At 34.3% G+C, this 19,054-nt stretch carries 15 protein-coding genes; 14 read left to right on the top strand and 1 reads right to left on the bottom strand.

Annotated elements, in window-relative coordinates; translation table 11 throughout:
• Positions 1 to 103 precede the first annotated feature (103 nt).
• From AC1Q8L_RS24305 to AC1Q8L_RS24265, 9 genes are all read left to right on the top strand, one after another.
• The gene (locus AC1Q8L_RS24305; RefSeq protein WP_025118000.1) at positions 104 to 997 is read left to right on the top strand and encodes an ABC transporter ATP-binding protein; all 894 of its coding nucleotides are present in this window, start codon (positions 104 to 106) and stop codon (positions 995 to 997) included.
• Positions 990 to 1,796 carry a DUF2705 family protein gene (locus AC1Q8L_RS24300; RefSeq protein WP_001041424.1) on the top strand — a complete coding sequence of 269 codons (807 nt, stop codon included), beginning with the start codon at positions 990 to 992 and terminating at the stop codon, positions 1,794 to 1,796. Before AC1Q8L_RS24305 ends, AC1Q8L_RS24300 begins: the two co-directional genes overlap by 8 nt.
• A 204-nt stretch (positions 1,797 to 2,000) precedes the next feature.
• Positions 2,001 to 2,534 carry an RNA polymerase sigma factor gene (locus AC1Q8L_RS24295; protein ID WP_000864713.1) on the top strand — a complete coding sequence of 178 codons (534 nt, stop codon included), beginning with the start codon at positions 2,001 to 2,003 and terminating at the stop codon, positions 2,532 to 2,534.
• Positions 2,535 to 2,546: 12 nt separating this feature from the next.
• Complete coding sequence (locus AC1Q8L_RS24290; RefSeq protein WP_098312068.1) at positions 2,547 to 3,545, top strand: anti-sigma factor; 999 nt, start codon at positions 2,547 to 2,549, stop codon at positions 3,543 to 3,545.
• 17 nt (positions 3,546 to 3,562) lie between these two features.
• Positions 3,563 to 4,600, top strand: a complete 1,038-nt coding sequence (locus AC1Q8L_RS24285) for an LCP family protein (RefSeq protein WP_000427599.1) — start codon at positions 3,563 to 3,565, stop codon at positions 4,598 to 4,600.
• Between the two features lie 348 nt (positions 4,601 to 4,948).
• Complete coding sequence (locus AC1Q8L_RS24280; protein WP_000727534.1) at positions 4,949 to 6,661, top strand: peptide ABC transporter substrate-binding protein; 1,713 nt, start codon at positions 4,949 to 4,951, stop codon at positions 6,659 to 6,661.
• Positions 6,662 to 7,032: 371 nt separating this feature from the next.
• Entirely contained in the window at positions 7,033 to 8,739 is a 1,707-nt protein-coding gene (locus AC1Q8L_RS24275) for a peptide ABC transporter substrate-binding protein (protein ID WP_000728443.1), read from the top strand.
• Between the two features lie 292 nt (positions 8,740 to 9,031).
• On the top strand, positions 9,032 to 10,738 hold the full coding sequence (locus AC1Q8L_RS24270; RefSeq protein WP_000728481.1) for a peptide ABC transporter substrate-binding protein: 1,707 nt from the start codon (positions 9,032 to 9,034) through the stop codon (positions 10,736 to 10,738).
• Positions 10,739 to 10,853: 115 nt separating this feature from the next.
• A complete protein-coding gene (locus AC1Q8L_RS24265) occupies positions 10,854 to 11,573 on the top strand; it encodes a class I SAM-dependent methyltransferase (protein ID WP_000828255.1) in 720 nt (239 codons plus the stop codon).
• A gap of 40 nt (positions 11,574 to 11,613) precedes the next feature.
• Here AC1Q8L_RS24265 and AC1Q8L_RS24260 read toward each other — a convergent pair whose 3' ends face one another.
• Positions 11,614 to 11,988, bottom strand: a complete 375-nt coding sequence (locus tag AC1Q8L_RS24260; RefSeq protein WP_492339514.1) for a hypothetical protein — start codon at positions 11,986 to 11,988, stop codon at positions 11,614 to 11,616.
• Positions 11,989 to 12,122: 134 nt separating this feature from the next.
• On the opposite strand from AC1Q8L_RS24260, the gene AC1Q8L_RS24255 reads away from it, so the two are divergent.
• From AC1Q8L_RS24255 to AC1Q8L_RS24235, 5 genes are all read left to right on the top strand, one after another.
• Positions 12,123 to 12,458, top strand: a complete 336-nt coding sequence (locus tag AC1Q8L_RS24255; RefSeq protein WP_000842898.1) for a hypothetical protein — start codon at positions 12,123 to 12,125, stop codon at positions 12,456 to 12,458.
• 71 nt (positions 12,459 to 12,529) lie between these two features.
• Positions 12,530 to 12,868: a VOC family protein gene (locus AC1Q8L_RS24250; protein WP_000511516.1), complete on the top strand. Its 339-nt coding sequence runs from the start codon at positions 12,530 to 12,532 to the stop codon at positions 12,866 to 12,868.
• Between the two features lie 256 nt (positions 12,869 to 13,124).
• Positions 13,125 to 15,221, top strand: a complete 2,097-nt coding sequence (locus AC1Q8L_RS24245) for a vWA domain-containing protein (RefSeq protein ID WP_061660597.1) — start codon at positions 13,125 to 13,127, stop codon at positions 15,219 to 15,221.
• 79 nt (positions 15,222 to 15,300) lie between these two features.
• On the top strand, positions 15,301 to 18,663 hold the full coding sequence (locus AC1Q8L_RS24240; protein ID WP_000175110.1) for a tubulin-like doman-containing protein: 3,363 nt from the start codon (positions 15,301 to 15,303) through the stop codon (positions 18,661 to 18,663).
• Positions 18,664 to 18,720: 57 nt separating this feature from the next.
• Entirely contained in the window at positions 18,721 to 18,861 is a 141-nt protein-coding gene (locus AC1Q8L_RS24235) for a hypothetical protein (RefSeq protein WP_001116193.1), read from the top strand.
• The last annotated feature ends 193 nt before the right edge of the window (positions 18,862 to 19,054 follow it).

The following is a 19,054-nucleotide window of genomic DNA, read 5'->3' as shown; positions in this document are numbered from 1 at the left end:
GGACTAATAAATATTTCAAAAAGTTGTTGCGAATATGGAAGATGAGGAGTACAATAATTTTGAAATATCACATATTCAATATTTCAAAAAATGAGGTGGAATTATGATTTCAGTTCAAGATGTCACAAAACAGTTTTCGAATGGAAAAGGTTTGTTTCATATTACATTTGATGTAAAAGAGGGAGAAGTATTTGGTTATTTAGGACCGAATGGTGCCGGAAAATCAACGACGATTCGTAATTTAATGGGATTTATAAAACCGACAGCTGGTAAAGCGACAATTTTTGGATTAGATTGTTGGAATGAAGCAGCGAAAATTCAAAGGGAAGTTGGTTATCTACCGGGTGAAATTTCTTTTATTGAAGGAATGAACGGATTAGAGTTTTTAAAATTAATGCAGGGAATGCGTGGATTAAAGGATACGAAAAGACGAGATGAACTGATAGAGCGTCTGCAATTTGATGTGAAAACACCGATTCGCAAAATGTCTAAAGGAATGAAGCAAAAAGTAGGGATAGTCGCTGCATTTATGCACGATCCAGAGGTGTTAATTTTAGATGAACCAACATCTGGACTTGATCCACTTATGCAGCAAGTGTTTATAGATTTAATATTAGAGGAAAAGCAAAGAGGAAAAACAATCCTAATGTCATCACACATTTTTACTGAAATTGAGAGAACTTGTGACAGAGTAGCTATTATTAAAGATGGTCGACTCGTAACGGTTGAAAATATTCACGATTTACAAGGAATGAGAAGACAGGTGATAGATGTAACAGTATCATCACAAGAAGAGATTGAGTCCCTTACAAAGTGTAATTTGCAATTTGAAGCGGTAAAAGGCAGAGAGGCATCTATCATTGTACAAGGAAACTATCAAACTGTTTTACAAACACTTTCAAACTATAATGTAACGGCACTTCAAACGAGAGCGATGGATTTAGAACATTTATTTATGCATTATTACGATAAGAAAGAAGGGGTAACGCATGAATAAGCAATTGTTTTTAGCTAGTTTGAAAGAAACACAAAAAAGTATTTTGAGTTATGCGTGTGGTGCGGCTTTATATTTGTGGTTATTAATTTGGATATTCCCGTCAATGGTATCAGCGAAAGGGCTAAATGAATTAATAGCTGCCATGCCTGATAGTGTGAAAAAAATCGTTGGTATGGAAAGTCCGATTCAAAACGTAATGGATTTTCTAGCGGGCGAATACTATAGTCTATTGTTTATTATAATTTTAACAATTTTTTGCGTAACAGTTGCGACACATTTAATTGCTCGTCATGTAGATAAAGGAGCAATGGCATACTTGCTAGCAACACCTGTATCTAGAGTGCAAATTGCTATTACACAAGCTACTGTTCTCATATTGGAACTTCTGATTATTGTATCTGTTACGTATGTAGCTGGGTTAGTAGGTGCAGAATGGTTTTTACAAGATAATAACTTAAATAAAGAATTATTTTTGAAGATAAATATAGTCGGAGGGCTCATATTTTTAGTCGTTAGTGCGTATTCATTTTTCTTTTCTTGCATATGTAATGACGAAAGAAAAGCACTAAGTTATTCAGCGAGTTTAACTATCCTATTTTTCGTATTGGATATGGTAGGGAAGTTAAGTGATAAGTTAGAATGGATGAAAAACCTATCATTATTCACGCTGTTTCGTCCGAAAGAAATTGCTGAAGGATCATATAATATATGGCCGGTAAGTATAGGTTTAACTGCTGGAGCGCTTTGTATTTTCATCGTAGCAATTGTAGTGTTTAAGAAGAGGGATTTACCGTTATAAAGTAGAAAGTCCACTGAGAAAGTGGGCTTTTTTTATTTGTAAATTTAAACTAGTATTGTTTATCGCATAACACTTATAAAGGGTATTTATCTTTTGGATTACAAAAATATTCAAAAAATTGAACCTTTTTCTAGGTTCATACGTCTAATACATGTAAAGTTAAATTGGAAGTGATGAAGTGAGGATGAAACAGGAGGAGCAATTGTGAAAGTAATCCCTTTATATAAAATAATTATAAAAGAAGAAACGGATGTTGCTTTAGCGAAAAAAGGTGATCATGAAGCCTTTATAGCGCTTATACATACAGAAAAAGTGAAGATGTATCGGATTGGAAAGGCTATGTTACGTGATGAGACAAATATAGAGGATGCGATACAGACAACAATTTTAAAGGCCTATGAAAATATAAAAAAATTAAAAAAAGAAGAATTTTTTCAAACTTGGTTAATTCGAATACTAATAAATGAGTGTAACAATATTATTAGAGCGTATAAAAATGTAATTGTGACAGAAGAGAATGATTACAATATGAGTGCGTGTGATCAGTATGAAGATATAGATTTGTGTAATGCGATTCAATCGTTACATGAAGAATTAAGAGCTGTTACGGTGCTTTATTATTATGAAGATATGAATCAAGAGAGTATAGCAAAGCTGTTAGAAATACCGAAAGGAACAGTGAAATCAAGATTGTCACGCGCGAGGGAACAACTACAAAAACGATTAAAGATGGAATAGGGGGTGTAAAGGATGGATAATGAAAAATTATTTGATGAGAAATTAAAAAAGAGAATAAAAGATGAAAATGTTATAGTACCTCCAGAGTTAAATGAAAAAATTAATGGCACGCTACATAATCTTAAGGTAAAAAAGAAGAGTTACAAAATTTATATGATGATAATTAGTGCAGCGGTTTGTATACTTTCAGTGGTATCTATGTCTGAGTTTTCTATACAAAGTTTTGCGCAAAATGGTGGAGTATTTGAATATGTAAAGAAAAAAGCGTTTTCTGATTTTGAAAATGAAGAAGAAATAAAATCGAATGTACATTATCCAGATAAAGAAAAGATTCATCAAAAAATGCTAGATTCTATTGATTATTTTAAAAATATTTCAGGACAATTTGAGGAATATTCTAGCTCATCAAGAATTGCTACAACATATAAGTATGCGATTGATACGGAAAAACAAAGAGGTATCTCTTCGAAAGAAGATAAACTAGCGAAAAAACGAACAATTATATATAACGAGGGCAAGAAAAAAGAGTTTGATGATGAGAAGTATACCTATAAAGAGACAAAATGGAACCCGAAAGAAAGAAACAATGAACTATTAAAATTAAATCCTACGGAAAGGTTATTGAAAAAAGCAGGTGAAAAAAAGCGATATGATGATGAATATATAGGGCTAGCTAAATATAGTATTCAATCAGAATTCGCAGATTTGTTAATTCGATATAAAGATTGGAATTATAAAGAAACGAAATATCTTGGATTAGATTGTTACAAAATTGAAGGAGTCATCAACATAGAGATGCCTGTTAGCACCTCTGAAGATTTAAGAGGGAAATTCGAAATGGTTGTGGAGAAAAATACAGGGATTATGTTGAAATTTCTTAGTTTTCAAGAAGGCTTGATTCAATATTCAGTTACGACTGAATGGATACAAATAGATAAGGGATTGAAAGAAAGTATGTTTCAAAAGGATAGCGCTAAATATGAAAGAATGAAAAACATATTGGATGAATAGAAACAGGAGGAGAGTAAATGGAGAATCATTCATCTTTAAGAGAAGAGAAAAATAAGCAAAAATATAAAAAGAAAACGATAATAAGTTTACTACTGGCGGTATTACTATTTGGTGGAATTGGCTATGGAGCCTATGTATATATGAAAACTTCTAGTCTCGTACAAAAATCTAATTTGAATTTAGCACGAGGTGAAAAATCCAATTTACGTGAGAAATCTGTAAAGCCAATTGCAAATCATGTTTCACTTTTAATTATGGGAATTGATGAAAATCAAGAACGACAAAAGGAATATAATGGTGCATTTCATACAGATGCATTATTGTTAGCGACTTTTAATAAAGACGATAAAACAGTGAAATTAACGAGCATACCGCGTGATACATATACATATGTTCCAGTTGAAAAGAAAAAAGATAAAATAACCCATGCATATGGAAGTGGTTTCGTTAAAAATGGTACAGATGGAGGACCGCAAGCTTCTGTGGAAGCGGTAGAAAAATTGTTACAGGTGCCCGTTGATTATTTTGTGAAATTTAATTTTGGTTCCTTTACTAAAATTGTTGATGGGTTAGATGGTATTGAAGTGGATGTCCCGGTTGAATTTACGGAGCAAAATAGTAAAGATGAACCTGATGCGATTCATTTGAAAAAAGGATTACAAAAATTAAATGGCGAAGAAGCACTTGCACTAGCAAGAACGCGCCACATTGATAGTGATGCAATGAGAGGACAGCGCCAACAACTTGTTATTGAAGCGATTTTAAGTAAATTAAAAAGTGTAGGATCGATTACGAAGCTAGAAAAAATAGTTGAGGCGGTTGATAGTGATTTTAAAACAAATTTAGTAATGGATGATATTTTATCTTTTTATAAATACGGTTTAAACGGTTCAGTTGAAAAAATACAATTAGCTGGTGATGATTTATACTTACCTAATGGCCCAAACGGGCAACGTGTATATTATTATAATCCTAATAAAAAAGATCTACAGAGTTTGAGTAATACTCTTAGAACACATCTAGGGTTAAGTGAAAAGCAAATTGAGGAGAATTAAAGCAGACGAAATGTCTGCTTTTTTATTTTTGTAGAAAAGAGGTTTGTTACAATATACATTATTTATTAACAATAATTTACAAGTTATTTTATAGTGAAGGGATATAAAGACTATTAAATCAATACATAGAATTCCATGAGGTATAGTGTTTCGAAAGGTTAAGTAATTTTTATGAATATTACTGTAAAAAAATAATTTTTTAAAAATTTTCAATAATAACACTTTACAAAACTCAAAAAATTAGTAGAATAATAGTTAATAAGAATCTTCTGATAAATATATAAAGAAAAACAGAATTATCAGAAAATTCTTAAATGAGAGCGTTAAGAATTAGGGAGGGTACAGAAAGTGAAAAAGAAAAAAATGAAAAAACTAACAGCGGTTGTAGTACCAGTTTTAGCAATGAGTATGGCATTAACAGCATGTTCTACATCAGGTGGAGATAAGAAGACAAGCACAAATTCTAGCTCTGGTGGAGATAGTAAATCAGAAGGAAAATTAGCAGCAAAACAAGTACTAAATCGTACTGAAACAAATGAGATTCCAACAATGGATACTTCTAAAAATACAGATACATTAGGTTCTCAAATTTTAGGGAACACAATGGAAGGTTTATATCGATTAGATAAAGATAACAAACCAATCCCAGCTGCTGCAGAATCAAGCACGAAGAGTGAGGATGGTAAAAAATATACATTTAAACTACGTAAAGATGCAAAATGGTCAAATGGTGATCCTGTAACAGCGAAAGATTTTGCATATGCATGGCAACGCTTATTAGATCCAAAAACAGCTGCTGAGTATGCATTTATTGCATTTCCAATTAAAAATGCGGAAGCGGTGAATAAAGGTGAAAAACCTGTAGCAGAGCTAGGAGTAAAAGCGGTAGATGACTATACGCTTGAAGTTGAGTTAGAACAAGCAGTACCATACTTCTTAAACTTAGTAGCGTTCCCATCGTACTATCCATTAAATGAGAAGTTCGTGAAGGAAAAAGGAGATAAATATGGTTTAGAGTCTGATACAACAGTATATAACGGACCGTTCGTTCTTACTGATTGGAAGCATGAGCAAGGTTGGAAATTAAAGAAAAACGACCAATATTGGGATAAAAAGACTGTAAAACTAGATGAAATTAACTATAGTGTAGTAAAAGAAGTAGCTACAAGAGTAAATTTATATGATACAAATGCAATTGATTTTGCACTTCTATCAGGTGAATTCGTTGATAAGTATAGAAATAATAAAGAAGAGTTTGGCACATATTCACAAGTAAGCACATACTTCTTACGTCTGAACCAAAAACGTGGCGGACAAGATACACCGTTAAAGAGCCAAAAATTACGTGAAGCAATCGCGCTTTCTATTGATAAGAAAAATCTATCAAATGTAATTTTAAATGATGGATCTAAACCTGCGGACTTCTTAGTACCAAAAGGATTAGCAACCGGACCTGATGGTAAAGATTTCCAAGAAACATTTAAAAATGGTATTAAGCCAGATGCGAAAAAAGCAGCAGCTGCATGGAATGAAGCGAAAAAAGAACTTGGAAAAGACCAAGTTACAATTGAGCTATTAAACTATGATACTGGTAATGCGAAAAAAGTTGGAGAATATGTAAAAGACCAGATCGAGAAAAACTTAAAAGGTGTAACAGTTAATATTAAACTTCAGCCATTCAAACAAAAGTTAAAATTAGAAACAGAGCAAGATTATGATTTATCATTTGCTGGTTGGGGACCTGACTACGCTGACCCAATGACATTCTTAGATATGTTCCAGTCTAATCATTCTCATAACCAAATGAGCTTCGCTGATTCTAAGTATGATGATATGATTAAAAAAGCTGGTGGAGAATTAATGGGTGACGCGAAGAAACGTTGGGAAGAGCTAGGAAAAGCTGAGAAATTACTTCTTGAGAAAGATGTAGCACTTGTACCTTTATACCAACGTGGTGATGCATATGTTCAAAAACCAAATGCAAAAGGCATCGTTCACCATAACATTAGCCCAGAGTATAGCTTCAAGTGGGCATATATGACTGAAAAAGATGGAAAATAATTTTTAAACAGTAATGTTATCTTTAAGTGGATGTATACAAGTTTCTTAGCTTATTTTGTAGTGAGAATCTCGTACAATAGAAAGATAAATGATAGAGCATTCCAAAAGTAGACTATTTACTTTTGGAATGCTCTATTTATTATGAGATTACATGTAAATAAATCGATAGATGTAAGGAAGAATTTGTATCATGACAATTGTAAAAAATACGTTTTACTATAGTAAAAAAATAATTTTTAGAATATTTTAAAAATAACTTTACAAAAGCGGAAAAATTAGTAGAATATTAATTAATAAGAATTTTCTGATAACTAGTTATTAGAAAGTCTATCAAAAATGGTTTCGTACATATAATTGGGGAGGGTACAAAAATGAAGAAAAAGATGAAAAAGTTCACGGCGGTTGTAGCGCCAGTTTTAGCAATGAGTATGGCGTTGACAGCGTGTTCTGGATCTGGTGGGGAGAAGAAATCAACTACGACGTCTAGTGGTGGTGGGGAAGAGAAAAAAGCTGAAATTAAATATGCAGCGAAACAAGTATTAAATCGTACAGAAAATCAAGAAATTCCGACGATGGATGTTTCAAAATCTACTGATACATTAGGTTCTCAAATTTTAGGGAACACAATGGAAGGTTTATATCGATTAGATAAAGATAATAAGCCAATCCCAGCTGTGGCAGAATCTAGTACGAAAAGCGAGGATGGCAAAAAATATACATTTAAACTACGAAAAGATGCAAAATGGTCAAACGGTGATCCTGTAACAGCGAAAGATTTCGTATACGGATGGCAGCGCTTACTCGATAAAAATACAGCTGCAGAATATGCGTTTATCGCTTTCTATATTAAAAATGCAGAAGCAATTAATAAAGGTGAAAAACCTCTAACAGATTTAGGAGCAAAAGCGGTAGATGATTATACGCTAGAAGTAGAATTAGAAAAGCCAGTACCGTATTTCTTGAATTTAATGGCATTCCCATCGTACTATCCTTTAAATGAAAAGTTCGTAAAAGAAAAAGGAGATAAGTTCGGTTTAGAAGCAGATACAACGTTGTATAACGGACCGTTCGTTATGGCGTCATGGAAACATGAACAAGGATGGCAATTAAAGAGAAATGATCAGTATTGGGATAAAAAGACTGTGAAATTAGAAGAAATTAACTATAGTGTAGTAAAAGAAGTTGCGACGAAAGTAAACTTATATGATACAGGATCAATTGATTTTACACTATTATCAGGAGAATTCGTTGATAAATATAAATCGAACAAAGAGGAGTACGGTGAGTATTCAGAAGCAAGTACATTCTTCTTACGTTTAAATCAAAAGCGTAACGGACAAGATACACCGTTAAAGAGCAAAAAACTACGTGAAGCAATCGCATTATCAATTGATAAAAAAGGTTTAGCGAACGTTATTTTAAATAACGGTTCAAAAGCAACAGATCAATTAGTACCAAAAGGGCTTGCGACAGGGCCTGATGGTAAAGATTACCAAGATACATTTAAAAATGGTCTAAAATATGATCCGAAAAAAGGTGCAGCAGCTTGGGAAGCAGCGAAAAAAGAACTTGGAAAAGATCAAGTGACAATTGAACTACTAAGCTATGATGATGGAACTGCGAAAAAAATTGCTGACTATTTTAAAGATCAAATTGAGAAAAACTTAAAAGGTGTAACGGTTAACACGAAAATTCAGCCGTTCAAACAAAAACTGAAATTAGAGTCAGCGCAAGATTATGAAGTTTCATTTGCAGGTTGGAGCCCAGATTATTCGGATCCAATGACGTTTATTGATATGTTTGAATCGAAGAGCCCATATAACCAAATGAGTTATTCGAATCCAAAATATGATGAAATGGTAGCGAAAGCAGGTAATGAATTATTGTCTGATCCCAAGAAGCGTTGGGAAACGTTAGGAAAAGCAGAGAAATTGTTCCTTGAAGAAGATGCAGGATTAATTCCTTTATATCAAACAGGTAGAGCGTATGTAATGAAACCGAATGTTAAAGGAATTGTGAAACATAACATCAGTCCAGAATATAGCTTTAAGTGGGCTTATGTAACGGAAGGGAAATAATAAATAAGAGCGTTTTAAAGGTAGATAATGACTTTTAGAACGCTCTTTTACTATTAAATTAAATAGAGAAGAATAAGAAAAGTGGTACTTACATATAGTAGATGTGGGAGAATTCGTATAGTAGTAATAGATTGTTATTGAAGTAAATAAATTAATTATTATGAATATTTTTAAAAATACTTTACAATTCGAGAAAAATTAGTAGAATAATAATTAGTAATAATTTTCTGATAATTTAAATTGGAAATCTCTCAAAGTTAGTTTCGTACATATAATTGGGGAGGGTACAAAAATGAAGAAAAAGATGAAAAAGTTTACGGCGGTTGTAGCGCCAGTATTAGCAATGAGTGTGGCGTTAACAGCATGTTCTGGATCTTCTGGTGGGGAGAAGAAAACGACTACGACATCTAATAGTGGCGGGGAAGAGAAAAAATCCGATATTAAATATGCGGCAAAGCAAGTAATGAATCGTACAGAAACGAATGAAATTCCGACGATGGATACTTCTAAAAATACAGATACGTTAGGTTCTCAAATTTTAGGAAACACGATGGAAGGGTTATATCGTCTAGATAAAGATAACAAGCCAATTCCAGCGGCGGCAGAATCTAGTACGAAAAGCGAGGATGGCAAAAAATATACATTCAAATTACGAAAAGATGCAAAATGGTCAAACGGTGATCCTGTAACAGCGAAAGATTTCGTATTTGCATGGCAACGTCTAGTAGATCCAAAAACAGCTGCTGAGTATGCGTTTATTGCTTACTATCTTAAAAATGCAGAGGCAATAAATCAAGGGAAAGCAGAAGTTTCTACATTAGGTGTAAAAGCGGTAGATGATTATACGCTGGAAGTTGAACTAGAGAGACCAGTACCATATTTCTTAAATTTAATGGCATTCGCGTCATACTATCCATTAAATGAAAAGTTCGTAAAAGAAAAAGGAGATAAATACGGTTTAGAGTCTGATACGACAGTTTATAATGGACCGTTTGTACTTACTGATTGGAAGCATGAACAAGGTTGGAAATTAAAGAAAAATGATCAGTATTGGGATAAAAAGACTGTAAAACTAGAAGAAATCAACTATAGTGTAGTAAAAGAACCAGCTACAAGAGTAAATTTATATGATACAGGTGCGATTGATTTTACACTTTTATCAGGTGAATTTGTTGATAAGTATAGAAATAATAAAGAAGAGTTTGGTGCATATTCAGAAACAAGTACGTTTTACTTGCGTCTAAATCAAAAACGTGGTGGGCAAGATACACCGTTAAAGAGTAAAAAATTACGTGAAGCAATTGCATTATCAATCGATAAGAAAGCTTTAACGAATGTCATTTTAAATGATGGTTCAAAACCAGTGGATTATTTAGTACCAAAAGGTTTAGCAGCTGGACCAGACGGTAAAGATTTCGCAGAAACGTTTAAAAATGGTTTTAAACAAGACTCTAAAAAGGCAGCAGCAGCCTGGGAAGCTGCGAAAAAAGAACTTGGAAAAGATCAAGTGACAATAGAGCTATTAAATTATGATACTGGTAATGCGAAAAAGGTTGGGGAGTATGTAAAAGATCAAATTGAAAAGAATTTAAAGGGTGTAACAGTAAATATTAAACTTCAGCCATTTAAGCAAAAACTAAAATTAGAATCAGACCAAGATTATGATTTCTCATATGGTGGCTGGAATCCAGATTATGCGGATCCAATGACATATCTTGATATGTTTGAAACGAAAAATTCACAGAATCAGATGAGCTATTCAAATTCAAAATATGATGACATTATTAATAAAAGTAAGACGGAATGGATGGCTGATGCAAAAAAACGTTGGACAGAGCTAGGGAAAGCAGAAAAATTGTTACTTGAAGAAGATGTAGCGCTCGTACCTTTATATCAAAGTGGTAGATCGTATGTTATGAAACCAAATGTAAAGGGAATTGTAAAACATAATATTAGTCCGGAATATAGTTTCAAATGGGCGTATGTAGAAGAGAAATAGTAAAAGAAAAAAGCGTTTTCAAGTTGCAACATTGCACTTGAAAATGCTTTTTTTTCTGTGCACTATTTTTTTGAGGATGAATATATGTATTATAGAAAACTTGAAGGAGAGTCCTATGAAGCGAAACACATACATCGATTTCCTAGCTTATTACGGAATAGGAAGTGCTCATCCTGGTGGTTTTACGTTAACAAAACAATTGTTAGCACAACTGCCTTTTAAATATGGAGCGAATGTCCTTGAAATAGGTTGCGGTACGGGAAAAACAGCGGCATATATGACAAGGGAATTTGGTTATAAAGTAACAACTGTTGAAAAGAATGAAATTATGATTCAAAAGGCAAAAGATAGATGGTTGTTTGAAGGGTTAGATATACAATTAATTGAAGGAAGTGTAGAGCAATTACCTTGTTTGAATAACTCATTTGAGTTCGTACTTGGAGAATCAATCATCGCTTTTACAGAGAAAGAAAGGGTTATCTCGGAGTGTTATCGTGTATTACAGCAGGATGGTAAGCTTGTTGTCATTGAAATGATTATTGATAGGCACATTGATAAGGGTGAGGAAGAAAAAATCGCCCAATTATATGGCATGAAAGAACTATTAACTGAGAATGAGTGGGTACAATTATTTCAGAAAGCAAATTTTAAAAGAATCACAATTGCTGGCGGTGGCACGATTGCAGAAACAATCTCTGGCTATGTAGAAGAGCCAGAATGGAATGTATCCTCACATATTCCGAATGAGTTATATGAGGCGTGGGTACAGCATGAAAATGTACGGCTTATGTACCAACACATTTTAGGGCATCGTATTTTTATATGTGAAAAATAAAGAAAAAGAGTTGGCTAAAGGTAGCCAACTCTTTACTATGTTAAATGAAAAATAATGCAGCTAATGTGATTCCGAAGATGAAACCAAATCCGAGTTCAACACCCCAGCCGCCGCCACCACAACTACCGCAACCACGGCCACCACATCCGCAGCTGCTAAATCCACCACCGCATCCAAATCCGCAACTATCACATCTGCTAAGGCCTCCACAAAGGTCACAACCACCGTTTGCATAAGCGTCATAGTAGCCGAATCCTGAATCAAAAGATGAGCGCTGTTGCACCGGTTCAATCCATACAGAGCTTTGTGTCACATCGATTATTTTCCCTAAATGTATACGGCCATCACGGTCTTCAATCCGAACAACTTTTCCGAAGTAACGTCGGCATGTATCATAACATTTTTGTCTATGCATGTTCTTTCCTCCTTCCGCATTACAGTAATACGATATGTAAGGGGGACAAGTGCGGCTTGTACGAATGCCCTATCTATCATAATTGTTGTAGGAAAGGGGAAATATAAGAAGAGGATATATAAGGAGGAAAAGGCATGAAATCTACAGATCAGTTTCAGACATACGAAGTACCGTGGGAAGAATTTATTGAAGCGTTGCGAGAGGAAATGAAGAAGCAAGTAGGGGCAGATATTATTGATACAGTAGTTTGCAATTTAGAAGATGGTTTTGAAGTGTATACATATGTGCAGGGAGATTTAGATTTTGAATATAAGGAAGCGCTTGAGAGAAAATACGGAAGTGATGCGAAGACACCTAATGTGTTAACGATAATGTTATTAGCTAGTATTTATCATACAAGTGAAGAGAATATACGCTTGCATGCGGATAATAAAGAGAATCCGATTGTTGAAGTGTATGTAAAGCAATGAAACACGCTGTGAAAGGCGTGTTTTTTAATTGTATGATAAAATGTTAGAAAATTAAGAAAGAAGGTGATGAGTTGGGAATTAAACATCTTAATTTAACAGTTGCAGATGTAGTAGCTGCAAGAGAGTTTTTAGAAAAGTATTTTGGCTTAACTTGTAGTGGAACAAGGGGGAATGCCTTTGCAGTTATGCGTGATAATGATGGATTTATACTAACTTTAATGAAAGGAAAAGAAGTTCAGTATCCAAAAACATTTCATGTAGGATTTCCACAAGAAAGTGAAGAACAAGTAGATAAGATAAATCAAAGATTGAAGGAAGATGGATTTTTGGTCGAGCCTCCTAAGCAAGCCCATGCGTATACGTTTTACGTTGAAGCACCCGGTGGATTTAAAATAGAAGTGATGTGTTAAGTTAAAAATCAAACTTTTTGTTATGTGTTTTTAAAATAAAAAGTAGGAAAAGTCTGTTTTAAGCGTGGAGCTTAAACAGGCTTTTTTACTTATATAATTGGATAGAGAATGCTAGAAGGAATATTACCAAGTGTATAATCTGTTTACATAATAAAGTTATGGTGGGTTAGTTGTCCTAAAATACAAGTCATATATCTTGTTTCCTCTCATAAATTTAAACATAGGAATTTGTCTACAAAGGTGGCGAAGCCTCATCATGAAAATCCGAATTTGTGCCACGTTCATGTTGTTTCTATTTATATGTTTACCTTTATCAGCTTTTGCAAAAGGAGAGGAGGCAAAGGAAAGGGTCGTTTCACTTGTATATGACGATTCGGGCAGCATGAGAAATAACGATCGCTGGAAATATGCCAATTATGCTTTGCAAAGTTTAGTTGCGCTATTAGATGAAAAAGATAAATTTTCTTACGTTCCAATGAGTAAGCCGAATGATCCATTAAACATTTCGTTAACGAAGGATAAAAGGCAAACAGAAATTGAGGGAATTGGAGCGTGGAAAACGTATTTAAATACTCCATTTAGCGCGGTAGAAACGGCGATGCAATCTATAAAAAAGGAAGCAGATATAGATGGAAAACGTGAATTTTGGCTTATTGTATTAACTGACGGGGCATTTAATGATTTAGAGAAAGATAAGGTTGGCGGAAAAGAACAAATTTTGCAGAAATTAGCCCAGTTTAAGAAAGAAATGGATGCAAAAAAGATATCGTTACACCCAGTCTTAATTACGATGGAAGAAGATTTAGGACAACAAGAAAAAGAACAATTAAACACGTTTAAAGAAATATGGAAGAAAGAGATAAATGGTGTTACGATGCCGTCAAGCGGAGAAGATGGCATTGTAAAAAGTGTAAATCAAGTGGCAGCATTAGTTGCAAATCGTGATCCATTCTCCTCTGTTGAATCGATTGTAAAAACGAAAGTAGTGGGGAAAAGAGTAGAGATTACAACACCGTTTCCATTAAAGCGTATGACGCTTGTACGACAATCGCCTTCTCTGCCCGATTATCAGGTCACACAAATTTCTAAACCGTTACAATTACAATCTTCTTTTTCCATACATGCACCAGGAGAAGCAAAATTGTTCGGAAATATAGTTCATATAAGTACGGAAAATCAGGAAGTTATTAAACCAGGAACTTATACGATAGAAGTAGACCAGGACATTGAGAAAGAAGGACTACAAGTACTAGTTGAACCAGCGCTTAATTATACGGTTTCTACTTATGACAAAGATGATAGTAGTCAAAAAAATGTAGAGGAAATGCACGAAGGGGTTACTGCTGTTATTGAAGCGAAGCCTACGGAGTTGCCAGTTCAGTCTTCTTACTTTCAGGCAGAAGTAGAAATAGACGGAAAACAATATCCGATGAAGTGGGACGATAAAAGGCATGTGTTTTATTATGAAACTAAGCTTGGTAAAGGGTTAGTACGCGGGAAAGTTCATATGAATATAAAGGGGTTTTATAGACAGACGAAAGAATTTAAAATTGAAACAGCTGAGAAACCGAAATTATCACTTCAAACTGTTACAAAAGATTATGAAGAAAAAGTGACAAATTTAGAGAATAGTAAACCATTTGTTTTGCAGCCACAGTTAGATGGTAAGCCGATGACAGAAGAAGCTGTAAAAAAACTATTAAAATCTACTGGTGTCACATCTAAACAATCAATCAATTATGAAATAAAGCAACATGGAAATCAGATTTATGTTTATCCTCGTCCCTATTACTCCGACACATTTAATTTTACAGATACCGGCACCGTAGAAGCTACCATCGTAATGCAGGATTCAAAATTACAAGAAGTAAAGAAAAACATAACATTCCATATTCAAGATGCTCCGTTTTATGAAAAATATGCGCTTATTTTTAAGTTTGTCATTCCTATCACTTTATTACTGCTAGTAGTAGGAATCATTGTTTTAGGATGGATTGTTCGGCCGAGATTTCACCGGAAGGCACTACTGTATTATGAATGGGATCAAGAGGTAGCGAAAGATTGGCTATATCAATCTGAGCCAGAATTACTTCGAAATAAATGGTGGAACCATTATTTTGGTATCCCATTTAGAGCAGAAAGAAAAACAGTGCAATCCGTTACGTTTATAGCGAAGAAAGGTTCGAAATCTGTCTTTGTAGCGAAAGAATCACAAGTAGTTGGAATGATTATTGATGGGATGTTTATAACAAAAGATGAAGTAGGAATGGAACATAAGACACTATATCCAAATGAACTTTTACTAATTGATAGAGGATATGGTAAGGAGATTTACAAGTATGAATGTGAATAGTAGATAGGGATAAGACGGGGATGGAGTATTGATTCTCTTTCCCTTTTTTCAAACAAGCAAGAATAGGAAGGTGGTTCACATGACATTACAAGTTCCAACAATATTAATTGGTTTAGGTGGAATCGGTAGTACTGTGACGCATCAAATATATGAAAAATTGCCTGAAGAGCGCCGGAAAAAGGTAGCAATGCACGTATTTGATACAGATGTGAATACATTAAGTAAATTTGATCATATTCGAAAGTTTAAGACACAAACAAGTTCTAGTAAAACGCCTAGGGAGTATATTGCGGGAGATCCAACGATCCCAGAGTGGTTTCCGATGGATCCGACTATACTTGATAAGCCATTAACAGAAGGAGCAGGACAGTTACGCGTCATTTCACGTTTAGCGTTACGTGCTGCGATGAAAGAAGATAAATTGACGTCTTTTTGGCAAGAAATCGAGAAAATTTTTCCGGTTACAAGTGATCAAACGGAATATGGTGTGCGTGTCATTATAGTAACATCACTAGCAGGCGGAACAGGTTCAGGGATGTTTCTGCAAATTGCATTATATTTACGTGAAATGCTTCGGAAGAAATTGCAGCATCATAACATTTTAATACGCGGTGCGTTTTTAATGCCGGATGTTTTAGTAAAGACGAGAACGGTTAGTGCGAAAGAATTTGAAACGGTGCAAGCAAATGGCTATGCATCGTTAAAAGAATTACATGCTATTACGCTCGGTTCTACTGGAGAATTATCAAAACGCGGTGGTGTAACAATTGAATTAGAGTATCGCCCTGATCAAGTAGATGAAGACGGAAGAACGAATCATACAATTAAACAACATCATTTACCGTACAATTATTGTTTCTTATACGATTACGAAAATCTACATGGACACCATTTACACAATTTATCAGACTATATGGAACAGATGGCAAATACAATTTATTTACAGTTATTTAGCCCGATGTCTACAAGTCATTTTGCACAAGAAGACAATCAAATTCAGCAATTAGCAGAATCAAGTGGAAAAGGACGATATTGCGGGGCAGGAACGGCAAAACTCATTTATCCATATGAGCATGTGTTAAAATATTGTGCTTTAAAATGGGCGGTGCAAGGTTTAGATGAATCGTGGCTGCATTTAGATCAACTGTTTCAAGAGAAGAAGCAAAGATACGACCAAGATGTAAAACGTGGGATGCAGCGTGAAAAGCCGGAGAGAGGTAAAAGTTATTTAGAGGACTTGGAGCATCTTGCTACCCGTCCAGAGCAAGCTCATATTTTCTATAGACAAATGTACAATGAAACACGTGAAGGAGCAGAGGGTGGTAAGCTCGGAGTTGCGAAATCAAAACTGTTTTTAGAAGCTGTAGAAAGTTATGTACAACGAACGGTGCAAAAAGATGAGGAATTAAATCGTCTGCAACATGAGTGTAAAATTTCAGCTGCGAAACTGAAAATGATGGAACAAATGAAAGGTGAAGTGGCAAGAGTGGATCATGCGGTTCGCTTATATGCATATGCGATTCCGAGCCGTGTACATGAACATGTAACGACACTTTTATATGACATGATTGAATCAGACCGCTTTTCACCAAGTGGTTCTGAAGGGCAGTCCTATCAATTAAATACATGGTTTTTAAAGAAAACAGATCCAGTTCACCCAGTAGCAGCACGTTTTATGTTATATGAAATTCGAAAACAGTTAGTAGAAAAAATGAATCGATTACATGAAAATAATGAACAAAAGCGTAATGTAATTCAAAACTACGATAAAAAATTTAATGTAGGTAATATCGATGGCACGGTAACGGCTGTACGCCGAGTAGAAATTGCTCAACAACAAGGCTGGTTCGGAAAAATGATTAATAATCAGCAACGTTTATTCAAAAGAGAATTTGAAGACATCGTAACGCAATATGTACACAAATTAAATGAATATCGAAAAGAAATGCTATTAGAACTTGTGTATCAATCGCTATATCAGGCAGTTAATAAAATGATTCAATATTGGGAAAGATTTTTTGATAATTTACATGAAACACGTGAAAATTTATTGTTTGAAATCCAAAAGCGCAGTAAGGAATTTGAAGGGAAAACAAACCCGACGAATGTTTATGTATTAGCAGAGGAACAGCTGCAAGAAAAGATATGGCAAGATATGCAGCAACATTTAAATTTAGGTGTACTACCGAAAGATATATCAGCGGAAATTTATATGAGTTTGTATGGGGAATATTGTCGTGATGCGAAAACAGAAGAGATTCAGTCGAAAAAGGTAGAGGATTTCTATCGCGAACATATACTGAGCTATTGTTATGACGAACTGCAAGTACGCTATCGTGATAAATTAGAATTGAATATTATTGAAGCGTTGCGAAAAGAAGCAGATTATAAGAAACGTGATCGCGATGAATACGTGCGTGAAAAAATTGAAGACCTGTTCCATTTAGCAAGTCCATTCATTCCGAAAGTTGCTCATCATAGGGAATTACAATATTGGGGTATACATCCTTCTTTAAAGAAAGAGCTACAAGAGGAATTGATTCAAGAAATGTTTAAAGAAAAAGATACAGTACACGAAGCCTTTTCGCCATTTGAAGTGATCTGTTATCGAGCACATTATGGCTTATCGCTGCAAGATTTTCCTAAATTATCATCAGGACATATTTCAAACGGATTTATGAATGATAAAGGGGACTATTTCCAATCGTATTATCGCCGTGTAAACAAATTAAATAGTAAAAAATCTAGTTTAACGCCGCATTTAGATAAGTATTGGCACTTACCAGCCTTTATGCCAGATTTGAATGCGACTCAAACAAAATTAGATTATGATAAATGTAATCGTGCATTACTATACGCATATATGTATCGCTGGATTAGTTTAGTTGCTGTTGATGGACAGTTTGTGTATCAATATAACGGTGTGGGACGTAGCTTTTTAATTCAGTCGATGGGAAAAAATATTTCAAGCGAAAGTTATAAATTACACAGAGCATTGCTTCATAATCCGTTTATTTATGAAAACATCTTGTCACGATTTGAAGAAGAGCAAGAAAAGGCGATGATACAAGGTGGACATTTATATACACATCCGTTCGTATTAGGAGCCCAAGATGTAAGATGGCTTAGAAAAGAACATGTCCACAATCTTTTAGACATGATTTTAATGTATGACCGTGAAGCGAAGTATGATCCGACGTTAGAAGAAACATCAGATGAATTATTAAGACTATTCCTTGATGAAATCGAGTTGTATTTCCAGAACTATTACGGTACAGGTGCTGATATGGTTGCAAAGAAAGAGAAAGAAATGTTTATTAAACAATTGTGGGATCGCTCGCATGCGAAAGGATATGTAGATCCAAATAGCGCTCCGTATAAAAAATGGCAAAATTTATTAAGTATTCAAGATGAAGAAGAAACGCCAAAAACGAATGTATAGTGAATGAAAAGGGAATCCTTAAAAGTGGCAATACAACTTTAGAAAAGAGGGATTCTGATGCCGTTTTTAGGAAGTGTATATCAAATATTTGGGTTATATCCGGAACTTTATTATGGGATGATTTCAGCAGAGTTGCAAGAGGAAGCTCAGAAGGAGCATCTTGAAAATAGTAGTGCAGAAGCTGAAGTGGAAGAATAAAAAAAGTGCAGATGAAAATCTGCACTTTTTTGTTAGTATTAAAATGGTGAAATAACCTCAAATTAATTATTATTTTTGAATAATAATTAATTTGAGGTTATTATGATTTTCATTACATTGTATGTAATGAAAATCAATGTAATAAAATGAATATGAATATTAAGGTGGAAAACAACAATGTTTTTAAGAAAAT

The sequence above is a fragment of the Bacillus sp. GW823-FHT06A11 genome (genome assembly GCF_058795355.1).
Note: the sequence above shows the minus strand (reverse complement) of the source record. Positions and strands in the feature narration are given on the sequence as shown.